Source organism: Rhizobium sp. 768_B6_N1_8 (genome assembly GCF_051811225.1).
Taxonomy (GTDB): Bacteria; Pseudomonadota; Alphaproteobacteria; order Rhizobiales; family Rhizobiaceae; genus Rhizobium.
Genome location: NZ_JBPWPV010000001.1, coordinates 3,999,938 through 4,016,622, shown reverse-complemented (window position 1 = coordinate 4,016,622; position 16,685 = coordinate 3,999,938). Strand labels below are relative to the sequence as shown.

The 16,685-nt window shown below is 60.8% G+C and carries 16 protein-coding genes; 10 read left to right on the top strand and 6 right to left on the bottom strand.

Annotation, left to right across the window (positions count from 1 at the left end; genetic code table 11):
• Positions 1 to 53: 53 nt before the first annotated feature.
• The gene (locus tag AB8B33_RS20465) at positions 54 to 626 is read left to right on the top strand and encodes a TetR/AcrR family transcriptional regulator (protein WP_439016707.1); all 573 of its coding nucleotides are present in this window, start codon (positions 54 to 56) and stop codon (positions 624 to 626) included.
• 59 nt (positions 627 to 685) lie between these two features.
• Here the strand turns inward: AB8B33_RS20465 and AB8B33_RS20460 are convergent, their stop codons facing one another.
• The gene (locus tag AB8B33_RS20460; RefSeq protein WP_439016706.1) at positions 686 to 1,480 is read right to left on the bottom strand and encodes a class I SAM-dependent methyltransferase; all 795 of its coding nucleotides are present in this window, start codon (positions 1,478 to 1,480) and stop codon (positions 686 to 688) included.
• 247 nt (positions 1,481 to 1,727) lie between these two features.
• A complete protein-coding gene (locus tag AB8B33_RS20455; RefSeq protein ID WP_439016705.1) occupies positions 1,728 to 2,708 on the bottom strand; it encodes an aldo/keto reductase in 981 nt (326 codons plus the stop codon).
• A 223-nt stretch (positions 2,709 to 2,931) separates the two neighbouring features.
• On the opposite strand from AB8B33_RS20455, the gene AB8B33_RS20450 reads away from it, so the two are divergent.
• Positions 2,932 to 4,569: an AMP-binding protein gene (locus AB8B33_RS20450; protein ID WP_439016704.1), complete on the top strand. Its 1,638-nt coding sequence runs from the start codon at positions 2,932 to 2,934 to the stop codon at positions 4,567 to 4,569.
• Here the strand turns inward: AB8B33_RS20450 and AB8B33_RS20445 are convergent.
• The 3 genes from AB8B33_RS20445 to secA form a co-directional block, all read right to left on the bottom strand.
• Entirely contained in the window at positions 4,566 to 5,843 is a 1,278-nt protein-coding gene (locus AB8B33_RS20445) for a GNAT family N-acetyltransferase (RefSeq protein WP_439016703.1), read from the bottom strand. The genes AB8B33_RS20450 and AB8B33_RS20445 overlap by 4 nt on opposite strands.
• The gene (locus AB8B33_RS20440) at positions 5,844 to 7,259 is read right to left on the bottom strand and encodes an oligosaccharide flippase family protein (RefSeq protein ID WP_439016702.1); all 1,416 of its coding nucleotides are present in this window, start codon (positions 7,257 to 7,259) and stop codon (positions 5,844 to 5,846) included.
• A gap of 157 nt (positions 7,260 to 7,416) precedes the next feature.
• Positions 7,417 to 10,134: a preprotein translocase subunit SecA gene (gene secA, locus AB8B33_RS20435; protein WP_113319667.1), complete on the bottom strand. Its 2,718-nt coding sequence runs from the start codon at positions 10,132 to 10,134 to the stop codon at positions 7,417 to 7,419.
• Positions 10,135 to 10,382: 248 nt separating this feature from the next.
• Between secA and AB8B33_RS20430 the strand changes: the two genes are divergently transcribed.
• From AB8B33_RS20430 to AB8B33_RS20405, 6 genes are all read left to right on the top strand, one after another.
• On the top strand, positions 10,383 to 11,267 hold the full coding sequence (locus AB8B33_RS20430) for a peptidylprolyl isomerase (RefSeq protein WP_113319666.1): 885 nt from the start codon (positions 10,383 to 10,385) through the stop codon (positions 11,265 to 11,267).
• 231 nt (positions 11,268 to 11,498) lie between these two features.
• Positions 11,499 to 12,740, top strand: coding sequence for a bifunctional glutamate N-acetyltransferase/amino-acid acetyltransferase ArgJ (gene argJ, locus AB8B33_RS20425; protein ID WP_113319665.1), 1,242 nt, complete (start codon positions 11,499 to 11,501; stop codon positions 12,738 to 12,740).
• Entirely contained in the window at positions 12,721 to 13,527 is an 807-nt protein-coding gene (locus tag AB8B33_RS20420; protein WP_439016701.1) for a GNAT family N-acetyltransferase, read from the top strand. Before argJ ends, AB8B33_RS20420 begins: the two co-directional genes overlap by 20 nt.
• Complete coding sequence (gene mutT, locus AB8B33_RS20415) at positions 13,524 to 13,937, top strand: 8-oxo-dGTP diphosphatase MutT (protein WP_439016700.1); 414 nt, start codon at positions 13,524 to 13,526, stop codon at positions 13,935 to 13,937. Before AB8B33_RS20420 ends, mutT begins: the two co-directional genes overlap by 4 nt.
• Before the next feature lie 126 nt (positions 13,938 to 14,063).
• Positions 14,064 to 14,402: a hypothetical protein gene (locus tag AB8B33_RS20410; RefSeq protein WP_007825505.1), complete on the top strand. Its 339-nt coding sequence runs from the start codon at positions 14,064 to 14,066 to the stop codon at positions 14,400 to 14,402.
• A 69-nt stretch (positions 14,403 to 14,471) separates the two neighbouring features.
• Positions 14,472 to 14,639 (top strand): Flp family type IVb pilin, encoded by a 168-nt coding sequence (locus AB8B33_RS20405; protein ID WP_007825504.1) that lies wholly within the window; start codon positions 14,472 to 14,474, stop codon positions 14,637 to 14,639.
• Positions 14,640 to 14,652: 13 nt separating this feature from the next.
• Here AB8B33_RS20405 and AB8B33_RS20400 read toward each other — a convergent pair whose 3' ends face one another.
• Positions 14,653 to 15,537, bottom strand: coding sequence for a methyltransferase domain-containing protein (locus AB8B33_RS20400; protein ID WP_439017283.1), 885 nt, complete (start codon positions 15,535 to 15,537; stop codon positions 14,653 to 14,655).
• 92 nt (positions 15,538 to 15,629) lie between these two features.
• Between AB8B33_RS20400 and AB8B33_RS20395 the strand changes: the two genes are divergently transcribed.
• Both AB8B33_RS20395 and grxC read left to right on the top strand, forming a co-directional pair.
• Positions 15,630 to 16,391, top strand: a complete 762-nt coding sequence (locus AB8B33_RS20395) for a ComF family protein (protein WP_439016699.1) — start codon at positions 15,630 to 15,632, stop codon at positions 16,389 to 16,391.
• Positions 16,392 to 16,423: 32 nt separating this feature from the next.
• Positions 16,424 to 16,681, top strand: coding sequence for a glutaredoxin 3 (grxC, locus tag AB8B33_RS20390; protein WP_007825499.1), 258 nt, complete (start codon positions 16,424 to 16,426; stop codon positions 16,679 to 16,681).
• The last annotated feature ends 4 nt before the right edge of the window (positions 16,682 to 16,685 follow it).

The following is a 16,685-nucleotide window of genomic DNA, read 5'->3' as shown; positions in this document are numbered from 1 at the left end:
ATTGATGATGGACATCATATAAATTGTCAAGCGACCATTTCCGGAGACGAAAAATGCGGGTCAGCCGCGAGAAATTTGCAGAAAACCGCGAGAAGATCCTGACGGCGGCCAGCGTGCTCTTCCGCGAGAATGGGTTCGATGGCGTCGGCGTCGCCGACATCATGAAGGCTGCAGGCCTTACGCATGGCGGTTTTTACGGCCATTTCGAATCGAAGGACGACCTTGCTCTGGAGGTCAGCCGCAAGCTGATCGAGCGTGTGGAAGAACGTTGGCTTGAGCTGATCGCCGCTGAACCAGACAAGCCGCTTCAGGCGCTGCTCGATCACTACATCCATTGGCGCACGGTTGATGATCCCGGCGGAAGCTGCGTGTTCGCCTCGTTGATCCAGGAAGTCAGCCGCAGCGAAGGTGCGGTTCGTGCGACCTTCAGTGAGGGGTTGTCCGCGCTGGTCGATGTGCTGAAGGAGGTGGTGCCGGGTGCGACCGAGGAAGAGCGCCGCGCCAATGCGACATCGACGCTTTCATCGATGATGGGCGCCGTCATTCTTGCCCGCGCGGTCGAGGATCGGGCGCTCGCCGAGCAGTTTCTGGTCACGATGCGCCGCAAGCTCGACCCGGCGCAGTAATCCCAAAGCATTCACGCAATTCCGGACGCAAAACCGCTCCGCGCTTTTACTGGAATTGCTTAGTTTCGGAAGGCGATCATCGCATGGCCCTCGACGATTTCGGTGAAGGTGCCGTCCGGCGCCAAAGCGGCGAGCTCGCTGCGGAAAGCTGCCTCGAATTCCTCTGTCTTGTCGCCTAGCGCCTGTGGAGAGGTGACGGACATGGAAAAGGCGCGGCCGATGATATCCTCCGTCCCGATTACCCGTTCGTTGACGATGCCGATACGTTCAAGGCTGCGGAAGGGGGAGCGCAGCAGGACCGCCTCATGCGGTCCGAATTCCGGCGTGCGGCGTAGTTTACGCTCGGCGCTTTTTTCCGGCGAATAGGTCTCCGACAGCTGATGCAGCACATCACGCCAATCCGGTGTCGCTGCGATATGCCTGTCGGAGAAGAGAACGACAGCTCCGCCCGGCGCGATGAGCTCGTCGAGCGCTACCAGCGTCGCCGGGCGGTCCATCCAATGGAAGGAGCGGCCCAGGACAGCAAGTTTCAGCGGGGCCAGATCCGGGTTGAGATCGTAAGAGGAGCCCTGGATGAGCCTCATGTTCACGGCGGCTTCGGCCGCATTTTCGCGCGCGGCATCCAGCATTTCCGGCTCGGGATCGACCCCGATCACATCAGCGCCAGCGAGGCGTGCGAAGGCGACGCCGAGCGGTCCTGGTCCGCAGCCGAGATCGAGCACACGATCGCCGGGTTTCAGGCCGGTGCGTTCGGCGACGCGTTCGATCAGCCTGTCCGGATAGGGGACACGGAAGCGGTTGTAGTAGACGGCAGTGGTACGAAAGCGGGGGGCTTCGAAAGGAACGATAGTCATGCGGACGGTCCTCTGTTTGCCGCAAACCGCTAAGGCTCAACTGTGACCGGCTCGTGATGGTTTCTTGGATCGCACACGCGTGGCCTCGAACGAGGCGACGTTTTCGGCCACCCAACGCCAGAGCGGCATGATCTGCTTCAATAGGTCGCGGCCGAACTCACACAGCGGGCAATCGCCTGGAAGTCCGGATATCGGGAAAGGAATGAGCCTCCTCCACATCGGCGGAGAGAGGCTATCACGCGGCGGCTTATTTGAAGCCGGCGACGTTATGCGGGATGTAGGGTGCTTCGAGTGCGGCGATATCATCGGCGCTGAGTTTCACAGTCAGCGCGCCGACGGCGTCCGTCAGGTGTTGCGCCTTGGAAGCGCCGATGATCGGGGCGGTGACTGCGCTCTTCTGTAGGATCCACGCGGTGGCGACCTGCGCGCGGGAAACGCCATGGGCCCTGGCGATTTCGGCAACCTTTTCGACGATCTTGCGATCGGCCTCTTCGGCCTGCTTATAGAGCGTCTTGCCGAATTCATCGGTTTCGCTGCGGTTGGTCTTCTCATCCCAGTCACGGGTCAGGCGACCGCGGGCAAGCGGGCTCCAGGGAATGACGGCGATCTTCTGGTCCTCGCAGAAAGGCAGCATTTCACGTTCTTCCTCGCGGTAGAGCAGGTTTACGTGGTCCTGCATGCTGACGAATTCCGTCCAGCCATTGAGGCGCGAGGTGTAGAGCGCCTTGGCGAACTGCCAGGAATACATGGAAGAAGCGCCGATATAACGCGCCTTGCCTGATTTCACGATGTCATGAAGGGCTTCCAGCGTTTCCTCGATCGGTGTCGTATAGTCCCAGCGGTGGATCTGGTAGAGGTCGACGTAATCAGTGCCGAGGCGGCGCAGGCTGTTGTCTATTTCGTCGAAGATCGCCTTGCGCGACAGGCCGGCGCCATTCGGCCCGGGCCGCATGCGGTTGAAGACCTTGGTCGCGAGTACGATATCCTCGCGCTTGGCGAAATCCTTGATGGCGCGGCCGACGATCTCCTCGGAGGAACCATTAGAATAGGTGTTGGCCGTGTCGAGGAAATTGATGCCGAGATCGATCGCCTGTTTGAGGAGCGCGCGGCTTTCCTCTTCCGGCAGGCTCCAAGCGTGATTTCCGCGGTTGGGATCGCCATAGGTCATGCAGCCGAGGCAGATCTTCGAGATTTCGAGACCGGTCTTCCCGAGTTTTACATATTCCATGAAAGTGCTCCGCGATGATTTTCAGCGACTCCCCAGGCGCATGCACATGATGTAGCGCAGAAATCGCCGAAGTCTCAGCGAGCCTGACGGAGAATGTGTTTTGCAGTTAGCGCAATAATACCTGATGAGCGGGCCGAATGTCGTCTTATCCTTGCGGATTACACCGCTTGCGCATTCGGTCGGTGAGGTGTTAGCTGGTGCAGCATTTTACCGGATCATGCCCATGAAACTGCCGCCCGGCGATCGATATGACACGCTCTACCGCGATTTCTCCTGGCAGATATCAGAGGGTTTCAATATCGGCCGCGCCGTGTGCGACGATTGGGCCGCGCGTGATCCTGATCGCGTCTGCCTCGAACATTTCAGTCCCGACAGTCACCATCTGTCATTGACCTATGGCGAGCTTGCCGCCCGCTCCTCATCCTTCGCCAATGCGCTTTCAGCACTTGGTATCGGCCGGGGAGAGCGTGTAGCGCTGCTCCTGCCGCAATCCTTCGAGACGGTCATTTCGCATGTGGCTATTTACAAGATGGGCGCAATCGCGCTGCCGCTCGCGTTGCTTTTCGGTGTCGAGGCGCTGGAGTACCGGCTGAAGGCCGCAGGTGCGACAGCCGTCGTCACCAATGGTTTCGGGCTTGGACGCATCAACCAGATCCGCGACCGACTGCCTGACGTCAAACATGTCATCAGCGTCGATGGGGCCTCCGCGAGCACGCTCGGCTTTGCCGATCTGGTTTCCGCCCATTCTTCCACATTCGAAATTGTGCAGTCCGGCCCCGACGAGCCAGCGCTGATGATCTTCACGTCGGGCACCACGGGGCCGCCGAAGGGCGCGCTGCATGGCCACCGTGTTCTCGCCGGCCATATTCCCGGCATGCAGTTTGCCCATGAGGGTTTCCCGCGGGCCGGAGACAAGGTCTGGACGCCGTCTGACTGGGCATGGGCCGGCGGGCTGCTCAATGCGCTGCTGCCGAGCCTGCTGCTCGGCGTGCCTGTTGTTTCCTCGCCGGCACAGAAATTCGATGCGGACATGGCCTATCGCATCATGGCCGAAATGAAGGTGCGTAATGCCTTCATTCCGCCGACGGCACTCCGGCTCCTGAAATCCGTCGAGGAGCCGCGTTCGAAATACGATCTCGTGCTGCGCACCATCGGTTCGGCAGGTGAATCCCTGGGGCGCGAAACCTATGAGTGGGTGCGCCGTACGCTCGGCATTACCGTCAATGAATTTTACGGGCAGACGGAGTGCAATTTCGTGCTGTCTTCGAGCGCTGCCTTCGGGGTGACGAAGGCTGGTGCGATCGGGCGCGCTTCGCCCGGCCACAGGGTTGCTGTTGTCAGCGACGAGGGCGACGAAGTGCCGGTCGGCGAGCAGGGGCAGATCGCCATTGCCAGTCCCGATCCGGTGATGTTCCTCGGCTACTGGAACGACCCCGATGCGACCAGCAGGAAGTACGCCAAGGGATGGATGCTGACCGGCGATATCGGCCGGCAGGATGCGGAGGGCTACGTCACCTTTGCCGGCCGTGACGACGATGTCATCACCTCGTCCGGGTACCGCATAGGGCCGGCGGAGATCGAGGACTGTCTCGTCGGCCATCCGGCCGTGCAGCTTGCCGCTGCCGTCGGCAAGCCAGATGCGCTGCGTACGGAGATCGTCAAGGCCTATATCGTGCTTGCGCCAGGCTACAGCCCGAGTGCGGAGCTGGCAGCGGAAATCCGGGACTGGGTGAAAACCCGGCTTTCGATGCACGAATATCCGCGCGAGGTCGAATTCGTCGATGCGCTGCCGCTGACAACCACAGGCAAAGTCATCCGCCGGCTGTTACGGGAAAAGGCTGCGGCGGAAGCTGAAAACTAACCCCGGCCGGCAAGCGACATGATCTTCTCGCGGAGCATCTTCGCCATGTTGCGGGTACTGCGGTACATGTGAAGCTGGGCCGCGACCTGTCGCATGTCGCGGTCGCCGTTCTGGGTGAGGCCGATCACCAACGTGCCCATCTCCTCGCGTTCCTGCCAGAAGCGGCTCATGATCGGATGATCGGAGACGGCGCAGGAATCCGAGCGCACGACATTGGCATCGTCAAGATGCCATTCGGTCAATTCGCTCATCAACAGCTTGCCCGGCGAATAGCGGGAGTAGTTTTCGTCATAGGCGGTCTTCCAGGTATAGGCCTCGCCGCCCATCATAAGCACGACCACGGCGGCGATCGCCTTGCCGTTAATGTCGATCGTGTGGATGCGCACGGCATCGACTTCCGCCAGATTGGAGACGGCCTCGCGGGCGAAGGCGGTGTGATAGCGGTCGGTCACCAGCGCGCTGCGGCGCTTGCCCTTCCAGCCGCCGGCTTCCAGCGCCAGGAATTCCTCGAAACGCATGTGGATTTCGCGCGGCTGGCGGGCGACGGTGTGGACGACATTGCCGAGCTCTTCGAGCAGCCGCCACTGGCGGCGCATCTCGCGCTGGTGAGAGGAAGATACGGTGCGGCCGAGATAAACCATGGCATCGTCATCACTCTGCAGCATCGGCCGCTCATAGGGATTGGCGACGGTCAGCGGCAGATTGCGGCTGAGCGCAACGGCCTTTGCCATGCGCACGAAGATGCCGTTCAGCCGGACGTCCGGCAGCACCAGTGTGCCCGGCAGGCCGAGGTCCGGCGTGATCAGGCCTTCGAAGAGGTTGTCCAGCGTCTCCGCCGCATCCTCGGCGTCGACCAAGGGGGTACCGAGCGGACCGAAGCTGTTTGCCCAGCCGCGGATGATCGACGGGCCGACGGCGAAACCGGGTTTGTCGACAGAGAAGGGCATGAGCAGGCGCATGCGGCTGCGATGTTCGTTCTCGTCGCGGATGATCGCGAAATTGACCTGCCGGTCTTCCAGCCGCGGCATGGCAGGCGCCAGGAAACGGCCGCTGAAGAAGACGTTCGGCTCCATCGCACGGTTGGAGAGGAAGTCCAATTCTTCCTGCAGATCGTAACCCAGCTTACCGGGGTAAAGGCAGAGCTCGCGCCCCAGCCGGCCGATTTCGATCCGTGCTTCAGCCTGCGGGGCTTCGAACTTGAGAGCGGCAAGATCGTGAACCATGCGGTTCGCGTTGCTGTCGGTGCTCTCGGTGATGGGTGGTACACGCACCATCTATCGGGCTCTCATTTCTGGCGTTGCGGCGGAAGGGGTTGCGAAGGCGAAAAGCGTAAAGCCGAGTGCGCGGCGCACGAAGACATGCAGCAGGATCGCTTCCACGGCCATTGCGGAGGCCGTGGCGATCGCCGTGCCGACGATGCCGTAGTGCGGGATCAGCAGGATATTAAGGCCGACATTGGCGGCGAGCGCTCCAGCATAAAGGGCGACGCAGAGGTTCTGCTTGCCTGCCATCATCAGGAGCGTCTCGGCGGGACCGACCAGAGCCTTGGTGAGGATACCGGCCAGCAGGATCGCCATCAGCATATAACCGGCCGTGAATGCGCCGCCGAAAAGCGACAGCAGCAGATGCCCGGCCGCCAGGACCGCGAGACCGACGGCGAGAGCAGGCCAGAAGGTCCAGCGGGCAGCATCGATAGCCGCAACCGCGAGATCGGCCCGGTTGCCTTCGGCGATAATCGAGGAGAAGCGCGGGCCGGAGGCAGCTTTCACCGAGAAATTGATGAAATGCACCAGAGCCATGGTCTTGGCCGCTGCAAAATAGATCGCGACGTCATGCGGCTCCAGGAAGATGCCGACGATCACGACATCGGAATTGGTCAGCAGGAAGCTCACGCCCTCGATCAGGAAGATCGGGAAGGCAACACCCAGCCATTCCACGAAATCCACCTTGCGGGGGCCGGCATCGTAATGCTTGCGCATCCGATAGAGGGTGGCGGCATATTGGCCGAGTGCGGTGACGAAGGTTGCCGCGAGTGCCGCCTGCATGGCGGTGACTGCCGTGTGCGGTGCGCCGAAGAAGATCGCAGTCAGCATGAAAAGGATGATGAGGATCGGCCTGACAATATAGACCGGGCTGAGCGCCATGACGGGCCAATGATTGGCCCGTGACGTGCCTTCAAGGATATCGCCGAGCGCGATCATCGGCATGGCCATAAGGCCGAGGAAGATCGGCACCAGATAATAGCTCTCGATTCTGTCGCCGAAGAAATGCAGACCGAACATGCCGGCGATGAGAACGGTCGTACCCGAGAGCAGCGCGAAAACGCGCGCGGTGGCGGTGAGGCCACGGATTTCGGCGAAGGCGCCGGCGGCGCGATATTGCGGCAGGAAGCGGACGATCGCGGTGTGGAAACCGAGGCAGGAAAGATCACCGCAGAGGACGACCAGCACCCACACGAAGACGAAGATGCCGTATTCATATTCGCCCATCAGCCGGGCGAGCACGATTTGCGACAGGAAGGCGAGGGCCGCGCTCAGGATGCGGATCGAGAAGGCGATCAACGCCATGCGCTGTGCGGCTGCCTTGTCGCCCCGTTCGGTCAGCACGGCGGCGAGCATACGCAGCACGCGGCTGGCGATCGGCCGCAGCCCCGCGGGCAGCATTTTTTCCGCTGTTTCTATGACCGCCATTTTAACACGCAAAACTCTAAGGGCAGGGCATTCGCACCGGCAAGTCTTGCCAGATCAGAGTTAAGAAACGGTATGCCCAACGAGGCGGCATTGCCTGCCACTGTGATCCATAATTGGGCGGAAATACCAAGAAAAATGGCGCCCGAAGGCGCCATTCTCAGACCTGTTCGAAAGCACCATGGCAGTGCTTGTATTTTTTGCCCGAGCCGCAGGGGCAGGCCTCGTTACGGCCGACCTTACCCCAGGTCGATGGATCGTTGGGGTTGCGGTTTTCCGGCGGGACGGTGACTTCAAGCGCCTGATAGGTCGTATTTGTAAACTCATCCTCGCCGGTCGTCGGATCGAGGTGATGGGCCTGCATGACAGGCGGTTCCGGCTGCGGCGGAGCCTGCTGCACCAGCTCGACGCGCATCAGCTGTGCCGTGACGGCCTGACGCAGGTTGTTGAGCAGCGCCTGGAAGAGCTCGAAGGCTTCCGACTTGTATTCCTGCAGCGGATCGCGCTGGGCGTAACCGCGGAAGCCGATGACGGAACGCAGATGGTCGAGGTTGACGATGTGCTCGCGCCACAGATGATCGAGCGTCTGCATGACAACCTGGCGCTCAACATAGTGCATGATATCGGGACCGAAGCGCTCGACCTTCTCGTTGAAGGCGGCGTTGGTGGCTTCCGTCAGGCGTTCGCGGATATCGTCTTCGCCAATGCCTTCTTCCTTCACCCAGTCCTCGATCGGAAGGTCGAGGTTGAGGATGTTGGCGGCCTGCGTCTTCAGGCCGACGGCATCCCACTGCTCGGCGTAAGCGCGTTCCGGAATGTGGGTCGTGACCAGATCGTCGACCACTTCGCGACGCATGTCCGATACGGTCTCGGAAATGTTCGGCGCTTCCATCATCTCGACGCGTTGTTCGAAGATGACTTTGCGCTGGTCGTTCAGAACGTCGTCGTACTTCAGAAGGTTCTTGCGGATGTCGAAGTTGCGAGCTTCGACCTTCTTCTGCGCGCGTTCCAGAGCCTTGTTGATCCAGGGATGGACGATCGCCTCGCCCTCCTTGAGACCCAGCTTCTGCAGCATGCTGTCCATGCGGTCGGAGCCGAAGATGCGCATCAGGTCGTCCTGAAGCGACAGGTAGAACTTGGAGCGGCCGGGGTCACCCTGACGGCCGGAACGGCCACGCAGCTGGTTGTCGATGCGGCGGCTTTCATGGCGCTCGGTGGCGACGACGTAGAGACCGCCTGCCGCAAGCGCCTTTTCCTTGAGCGCCCTGATTTCTTCGCGGATCGCCGCGACCTTTGCGTCGCGCTCCGGGCCTGGCTCGACTTCGGCAAGCTCATGGTCGATGCGCATGTCAAGGTTGCCGCCGAGCTGGATGTCGGTACCGCGGCCGGCCATGTTGGTGGCGATCGTCACGGCGCCCGGCACACCAGCCTGGGAAACGATATAGGCTTCCTGCTCGTGATAGCGGGCGTTTAGAACCTGGAAGTTGGAGAAGCCCTGCTTGCGCATCAGCTCTGCCAGAGACTCCGACTTCTCGATCGAGGTTGTACCGACGAGCACCGGCTGGCCGCGCTTGTGGGCGTCCAGGATCTCGGTGATGATCGCCTTGTACTTCTCCTCGACGGTCCGGTAGACCTCGTCGTCTTCGTCGATACGCAGGATTGGCAGGTTGGTCGGCACCTCGAGAACGTCGAGATTGTAGATGTTGCCGAATTCTTCCGCTTCCGTCTGGGCCGTGCCGGTCATGCCGGCAAGCTTGTTGTACATGCGGAAGTAGTTCTGGAAGGTGATCGAGGCCAGCGTCTGATTTTCCGGCTGGATCTGCACCTTTTCCTTGGCTTCCAGCGCCTGATGCTGGCCTTCCGAATAGCGGCGGCCCGGCATCATTCGGCCGGTGAATTCGTCGATGATGACGATTTCGCCGTTGCGGACGATGTAGTCCTTGTCGCGCTGGAACAGCTTGTGGGCCTTCAGCGCATTGTTGATGTGATGAACGATCGCCACATTCTCGATGTCGTAGAGCGAGGCGCCCTTCAGGAGGCCGGCCTGCTTCAGCAGGTTTTCCAGCTTCTCGGTGCCGACTTCGGAGAAGTTTGCCGAACGTTGCTTTTCATCGATCTCATAGTCTTCCGGCGTCAGCAGCGGAATGTAGGTGTCGATGGTGTTGTAGAGGTCGGAGCGGTCGTCGAGCGGGCCGGAGATGATGAGCGGCGTGCGCGCTTCATCGACCAGGATCGAGTCCACTTCGTCGACGATCGCGAAGTTATGGCCGCGCTGCACCATCTGGTTCGTCTCGTATTTCATATTATCGCGCAGATAATCGAAGCCGAGTTCGTTGTTAGTCGCGTACGTGATGTCGCAGGCATAGGCGTCGCGGCGCTCCTCGTCGGAAAGGCCGTGGACGATGACGCCCGTGGTCAGGCCGAGGAAGCCGTAGAGGCGGCCCATGTTCGCCGCGTCACGCTGAGCGAGGTAGTCGTTGACGGTGACGACATGCACGCCCTTGCCGGCAAGCGCGTTCAGATAGACCGGCAGGGTAGCGACGAGCGTCTTGCCTTCGCCGGTCTTCATTTCGGCGATGGCGTTGGAATGCAGGATCATGCCGCCGACGAGCTGTACGTCAAAAGGTCGCATGCCGAGGACGCGGCGGGAGGCTTCGCGCACGACCGCAAAGGCCGGGATCAGGATATCGTCCAGCGTCTTGCCTTCTGCAAGGAGCGCGCGGAACTCCACCGTCTTTGCGGCAAGCTGCTCGTCCGTCAGCGCCTTGGTCTTCTCCTCAATAGAGTTGATTGCGGCGACGTTCGGCTGGAAGGATCGCACGCGGCGATCGTTGGCTGAGCCAAATAACTTGCGGGCAATACCGCCAAAGCTGACCATATGACTGGCCCTTTCTGAATATTCTTCCCCGACGTTTCTTATTCGCTACCCAGCCGAAAAACAGGCGCACGCTTGAAAACGCCCGGAAACTGTTCTGGACGCGAGGTTGCGTGACAGATAAGAGGGGGGGCAAATGATGTCAACGGATTTGGCTGATATAGAAAGGCCACATTCCGGTGTTGAAGGCTGTTTTCGGGCTGGATTCACGAAAGCTGAAGCCGGCGGGTATAATTGTGAAGGGTTATTTGATGTTGAGCACCAACAAACTTGCTGCGCTGGCGTTTACGGCCTTCGTCGCCTTCCAGGCTCCGGCCTATGCCGATGATGCCGTCGTCGCCAAGGTCGGCAATCTGGAAATCCACCAGTCGGAACTCGATCTGGCTGTGGCCAATCTCGACCCGCAGCTTGCGCAGCTCCCTGACGACCAGAAGAAGGTAGCCGCCCTCTCTGCCGCCATCGATGTGAAGCTGCTTGCTGCCGATGCCACCGCCGAGAAGCTCGACCAGACGGACGACTTCAAGAAGCGCATGCAGTATCTGACCGACCGTGAACTTCACAACGCCTATTTCAAGAAGCATGTCGTTGACACCGTAACCGATGCCGACGTGAAGGCACGCTACGACAAGGAAGTCGCCGCCCTGCCGAAGCAGGAAGAAGTTCACGCCCGCCATATCCTCGTCAAGACCGAAGACGAAGCCAAGGACGTTATCAAGCAGCTCGACGCCGGCAAGGACTTTGCCGAGCTCGCCAAGGAAAAGTCCACCGATCCGAACAAGGATGACGGCGGCGACCTCGGCTATTTCAGCCGTGGCCGCATGGTCAAGGAATTCGAGGATGCCGCTTTCGCGCTTGAGAAGGGCACCTATTCCAAGACCCCTGTGAAGACCGACTTCGGCTATCACGTCATCAAGGTCGAGGATAAGCGCGACGCTCCGCCGCCGGCATTCGAGCAGGTGCAGGACCAGGTTCGTCAGCTCGTCATGCGCGACAAGTATCTTGCGCTCCTCAACCAGGCCAAGGCTTCCTCCAAGGTCGAGATCATGGACGAAACGCTCCGCAAGGGTTACGAAGACGCGAACAAGCAGCCTGAGCCGGGCGCTGCTCCGGCACCGGCCCCCGCGCCGCAGCAGTAATCATCAGCATCTGGGCCCGGTTCTTCCGGGCCCTTCATTAGATCCGGATGATTTTGGGCCTGATCGGCCTAAAATCTGAATCCGGATCTAAATCAAAAAATAGAGCATGACGTCGTCCGAAAACCGCTCACACTTTTCGGCATCATGCTCGAACATCGTTTGTTGTCGCATTTCCGGACGGCGGACCGGTTTCCATTTCGCCTGGAAATGCTCATTGGCAGGTCGCATCTCATGTCCGCTACCGTTTCTCCGCTTGCCCCGAAAACCTTTGCCTCGCTGCCCGCGCTTCGCGGCGTGCGCATGGCGACCGCTTCTGCCGGCATCAAGTACAAGAACCGGACGGACGTGCTGATGATGGTCTTTGATGCGCCGGCTGCCGTTGCAGGCGTCTTCACCAAATCGAAGTGCCCCTCCGCGCCCGTCGATTTCTGCCGGACCAACTTGCCGCATGGCACGGCACGCGCCGTCGTCGTCAATTCCGGCAATGCCAATGCCTTCACCGGCCTGAAGGGCCGCGCTGCGACTGAGCTCACCGCAAAGTCGGCCGCCGCTGCCGTCGGCTGCGGCGAAAATGAAATCTTTCTTGCGTCGACCGGCGTCATCGGTGAACCGCTCGACGCCACCAAATTTGCCGGTGTGCTCGACAAGATGCACGCCGATGCGACAGGCGATTTCTGGTTCGAGGCCGCCAAGGCCATCATGACCACTGACACCTATCCGAAGGTTGCGACCCGCACTGCCGAAATCGGCGGTGTGAAGGTGACGATCAACGGCATCGCCAAGGGAGCCGGCATGATCGCGCCCGATATGGCGACCATGCTTTCCTTCGTCGTCACGGATGCCGATATCGCGTCTTCCGCCCTGCAGTCTTTGCTGTCTGCCGGTGTCGAGCCGAGCTTCAACTCCATGACCGTCGACAGTGACACCTCGACCTCGGACACGCTGATGCTGTTTGCGACAGGTGCCGCAGCAGCCGACGGACAGGCTCGCATCACGAGCGCGGGCGATCCGCAGCTCGGTGCATTCCGCGCAGCCCTCAACGAGCTCCTCAAGGATCTGGCGATCCAGGTCGCCCGCGACGGCGAGGGCGCCACGAAGATGCTTGAAATCACCGTGACCGGCGCCGAGAGCGATGCTGCTGCCAAGACGATCGCCCTTTCCATCGCCAATTCGCCGCTGGTCAAGACGGCGGCTGCAGGCGAGGACGCCAACTGGGGCCGTATTGTCATGGCCGTCGGCAAGGCCGGTGAAATGGCCGATCGCGACCGGCTCGCCATCTGGTTCGGCGATGTGCGCGTTGCCGTCAACGGTGAGCGCGACCCCTCCTATTCCGAGGATGCGGCCTCCGCCGTGATGAAGAAGCAGGATATTCCTGTCAAAGTTGATATTGGCCTCGGCTCCGGCAAGGCTACGGTCTGGACCTGCGACCTCACCAAGGAATATGTTGCGATCAATGGCGACTACCGGAGCTGATCGTTCGTTGATGCAGGCATCCCTTCCGAAGCAGAACCTGCCGCTAGTCCGGCGGCTGGAAGCCGTGGGCTTTCGCGCCTGGCCGGCCGCTTCCGTACAATATGACGGAAGCTGGCAGGTTCGCCTGACGGCGGGCCATCCCTCCAACCGCCTGAACTCCATTGTGCCGCTCGATCCCTCCGACCATCGCGATGTCGAGATCAGGCTGGAGAAGGCAAGCCGCAAATTCGAGGCCTATGGCCGTCCTGCCGTCGTGCGTGAGACTCCACTTGCCTCGCCTGTTCTGATCGACCTGATTAGGGAGCAGGGATGGAAGCGTTTCGATGAAACGGCCGTCATGGTCTGCGATCTCTCGCAGGCCGATCTGCCCGATACGCTCGATCATCTTCCGACCCACGATGTTGGCCGGTTCGTTGATGCCAATCTCGCCGTCGATCAGGCGCAGCTTTCTCTGAAACCGGCGCTTGCCGAGATCATCTCGGCAATCAAGCCGCCATCCGGCCTTTTCATGATCGAGGATACCGTCCAGGGCTCGCTGGCAACGGTCCTTTGCGTGCAGGACAACGATCTTGCGGGCATCATGTCGCTTTCGGTCGCTGACAGCCATCGCCGCAAGGGGCTCGGCATCGAGATCCTGACTTCGGCACTGCGCTGGGCGCGGATGCGCAGCGCCCGTACCGCCTGGCTGCAGGTGAAGCTCTCCAACGCACCGGCGATTGCTCTCTATGAGCGTCTCGGCTTCCGTGATGCCTATCACTATTGCTATTGGCAGGAGCGCTGCGAATGAGCGACGCCGGAAGGAAGCTGCTCCTGGTCGCAGCCTGTGCGCTGATCGATGCGGACGGGCGTATCCTTCTGGCACAGAGGCCGGAAGGCAAGTCTCTTGCCGGCCTGTGGGAATTCCCCGGCGGTAAGGTCGAACCCGGCGAGACGCCGGAGGAAACGCTGGTGCGTGAACTGAACGAAGAGCTCGGCATTTCGACGAAGGTGGCGTGTCTTGCGCCGCTGACCTTCGCCAGTCACAGCTATGATACGTTCCACCTGCTGATGCCGCTTTATGTCTGCCGCCGTTACGAAGGCGTTCCGCATGGCCGTGAGGGCCAGGCAATCAAATGGGTGCGCCCGCAGGCGCTGCGCGATTATCCGATGCCGCCGGCCGACGAGCCGCTCATCCCGGTACTGCAGGATCTACTTTAGCTTTTGCTGATTATTGAGGCGAAACGTCGATTTCGCCTGTGGATATTAATCGATCATTTAGCACCTTCTGGCAATGATCGGCCTCACTCAAGCAACTGGCGTGTGTGTATTTAAGGGCTTGACGTCATGGACGACGATTTCTGGAAAGCTGTGCGCGAAAAGGAACGTGCTTCTTCGTCTGCTTCACGCAGGACGGGGGCGCTCAATATTGCCCTTCTCTTCGGTACAGCCGTAGTGGCGCTGACCCTTATCCTGACGCCGATGCTGGCGGATTCTTCCAAGAAGAGCGTGCTCGCCAGCGCGCCGGCGGATTTCGACACGATCACCACCGGCTCTATCCCGAAGACCGAGAATGGCCCGAAGAGCGAGAACGGCAAGCGCTATACAATCCGCCGCAGCGTGCTCCAGGATACGCCTGGTTCGGTCTGTGTCGTCCAGGGCTACGGCGTCGGCGCCGGCTGCTGAGGAAATGAAGCTCCCGTCCCTGGGGGCCATGAGTTTCATTGCAGTCTTGCGCGCAGAAGGGTTGGGTTGATGAATTTGCTGAAGAAATTTCTGGCAGACAGAAGCGGTGCGACGGCGATCGAATATGGATTGATTGCAGCGCTGATGGCGGTTGCCCTCATTGGGGGCCTGGGTGTGTTCACCAATGGCCTGCGCGGCGTGTTCAACACCGTCGAGAATAACCTGACGATCAACTGAGCTATTCGTTAGCTCACTGCCTGAGCTTCTGCTCTTCCACCTTCAGTGCGTCAGCAAGCCGCGCCTTGGCCGTTCCTGGCTTCAGCGGCTGCTGCTGGCTTTCATGCGGTGCCCATCCCGACACATAGATCACTGAAAATGTCGCGCGGATGCGGCCGTCGGGGTCCGAATAGCGCTCGGCATAGATTTCAGCGGTGCGCAGGAAGAAGGCGCGCGTCAGCGGCTTGCGGCTGCGCGCAACGAGCGGATTGGCCATGCCCATCGCTCTCAGGTCGCGCATCAGCGGAAAAATTGAATCATAGCGTACCGTATAATTCTCCGCGTCGATGACGGGCAGCGCAAAGCCTGCGCGCTGCAGCAGACCGCCCACATCGCGGACATCGGCGAAGGGGATGACGCGCGGGCTTGCACCGCCGGTCATCTCGATCTCGGTCGCGAGCAGCGCCTCGCGCAGTTCCTGCAGCGTACCGGCGCCCGGAATGGCGGCCAGGAACAGGCCGTCCGGCTTCAACGCGCGGCGGATCTGGATGAAGACGCCGGGTGTGTCGTTGGTCAGGTGCAGGTTGAGCGGTGCAATTACCAGATTGGCCGATTGGGGCGCGAGCGGCACGTCTTCGAGCGGTGCTTCGAGAAAAGGTTCGCCCGGCGCGACATAGTGCATGTCGCTTTCCACGCGGGTGAGGCTGCCGACCTTGCCGGTCGCGATCGCCGCACGGGCGGCCGCGCCCGTGGTGCCGTGCAGTTCCACCGCGTGTTCGAAGCTGCGCTCCACGACGGCCAGGCGATCTGCCAGTTCCTCGGCGGCGATATCGAGCAGGAAGCCCGCTTTCGGGTCGTTATTTGCGAGCGCGCGCCGACGGTTCGCGGCGATCTGCGCCTTGTCGAAGATGATATCCATGGCGATGTCCATATTCCCCTGTCCGGCAGGCGGCAAGGCGATTTTCCTTTGGCTCGCGACGCGCTAGTCTGCCTCATATGGGGACGAGCGAGATGAAAAGTGAGACGGGGCGGATATTCGCGCAGCTTCTGCGGCCCGTTTCCATGCTTGCCGATCTTGTCTATCCGCCGTCCTGTGCGGCTTGCGGTGTTTCGACAGGCGGCCATCGCGGGCTCTGTGCCAAATGCTGGTCCGAGGTCCGCTTCATCGAGCGGCCCTATTGCGAGGTGCTCGGCCTTCCCTTTTCCCATGATCTCGGGGCCGGCATTCTGAGCGCAGAGGCGATCGCCAATCCGCCGCCCTTCGATCGGCTGCGTTCAGCAGCCGCCCTCGACCATGCCGTTCGCACTCTTGTACACGGCCTCAAATACCGCGATCGAACCGATCTCGCGCCGATGATGGCCGGCTGGATGCTGCGCGCGTCGGACGGCATGGTCGAACGCTGCGATGCCGTCATTCCGGTTCCGCTTCATCGCACCCGCATGGTCTCGCGCAAATTCAACCAAGCCGCGGAGCTTGCCCGACATTTGGCGGGGCTTGCAGGAAAACCGCTGTTGCCGGGGACGCTTCTGCGTGTGAAGCGTACCAGCCAGCAGGTTGGTCTTGGTATACGGGCGCGCGAGGACAATGTCCGTGGCGCTTTTGCGGTCGCCGCGGGCAGGGAAAGCGATGTCTTCGGCAAACGCATCGTGCTTGTCGACGACGTCTTTACGACAGGGGCGACGGTTGGTGCGGCAACGCGCGCGCTGCGAAAGGCGGGGGCTGCCGATATAACGGTTTTGACCTTTGCAAGGGCTATTGCAGAAACTATATGACAGAAAGAAAACAGCACTGTCTGGAGACCTTCATGGTACCCGTTGCCATCTATACGCGTCAATTCTGCGGCTATTGTGCACGCGCCAAATCTCTTCTTGAAGAGAAGGGCGTCGACTATGTCGAACATGACGCGACCTTCTCGCCCGAGCTTCGTCAGGAAATGCTTGGCAAGTCGAACGGCCGCACCACCTTTCCGCAGATTTTCATCGGCAGCACGCATGTCGGCGGTTGCGACGATCTCTACGCGCTCGATCGGGCAGGCAAGCTCGATCCGCTGCTGGCGGCCTGAGGAA

Excerpts from the sequence above, each read along its gene's own strand:
- grxC (WP_007825499.1), top strand. The coding sequence starts at position 16,424 with ATGGTACCCGTTGCCATCTATACGCGTCAATTCTGCGGCTATTGTGCA.
- AB8B33_RS20405 (WP_007825504.1), top strand. The coding sequence starts at position 14,472 with ATGAATTTGCTGAAGAAATTTCTGGCAGACAGAAGCGGTGCGACGGCG.
- AB8B33_RS20430 (WP_113319666.1), top strand. The coding sequence starts at position 10,383 with ATGTTGAGCACCAACAAACTTGCTGCGCTGGCGTTTACGGCCTTCGTC.
- AB8B33_RS20400 (WP_439017283.1), bottom strand. The coding sequence starts at position 15,537 with ATGGATATCATCTTCGACAAGGCGCAGATCGCCGCGAACCGTCGGCGC.
- AB8B33_RS20460 (WP_439016706.1), bottom strand. The coding sequence starts at position 1,480 with ATGACTATCGTTCCTTTCGAAGCCCCCCGCTTTCGTACCACTGCCGTC.
- AB8B33_RS20465 (WP_439016707.1), top strand. The coding sequence starts at position 54 with ATGCGGGTCAGCCGCGAGAAATTTGCAGAAAACCGCGAGAAGATCCTG.
- mutT (WP_439016700.1), top strand. The coding sequence starts at position 13,524 with ATGAGCGACGCCGGAAGGAAGCTGCTCCTGGTCGCAGCCTGTGCGCTG.
- AB8B33_RS20410 (WP_007825505.1), top strand. The coding sequence starts at position 14,064 with ATGGACGACGATTTCTGGAAAGCTGTGCGCGAAAAGGAACGTGCTTCT.
- AB8B33_RS20395 (WP_439016699.1), top strand. The coding sequence starts at position 15,630 with ATGAAAAGTGAGACGGGGCGGATATTCGCGCAGCTTCTGCGGCCCGTT.
- argJ (WP_113319665.1), top strand. The coding sequence starts at position 11,499 with ATGTCCGCTACCGTTTCTCCGCTTGCCCCGAAAACCTTTGCCTCGCTG.
- AB8B33_RS20440 (WP_439016702.1), bottom strand. The coding sequence starts at position 7,259 with ATGGCGGTCATAGAAACAGCGGAAAAAATGCTGCCCGCGGGGCTGCGG.
- secA (WP_113319667.1), bottom strand. The coding sequence starts at position 10,134 with ATGGTCAGCTTTGGCGGTATTGCCCGCAAGTTATTTGGCTCAGCCAAC.
- AB8B33_RS20455 (WP_439016705.1), bottom strand. The coding sequence starts at position 2,708 with ATGGAATATGTAAAACTCGGGAAGACCGGTCTCGAAATCTCGAAGATC.
- AB8B33_RS20450 (WP_439016704.1), top strand. The coding sequence starts at position 2,932 with ATGAAACTGCCGCCCGGCGATCGATATGACACGCTCTACCGCGATTTC.
- AB8B33_RS20420 (WP_439016701.1), top strand. The coding sequence starts at position 12,721 with ATGGCGACTACCGGAGCTGATCGTTCGTTGATGCAGGCATCCCTTCCG.
- AB8B33_RS20445 (WP_439016703.1), bottom strand. The coding sequence starts at position 5,843 with ATGGTGCGTGTACCACCCATCACCGAGAGCACCGACAGCAACGCGAAC.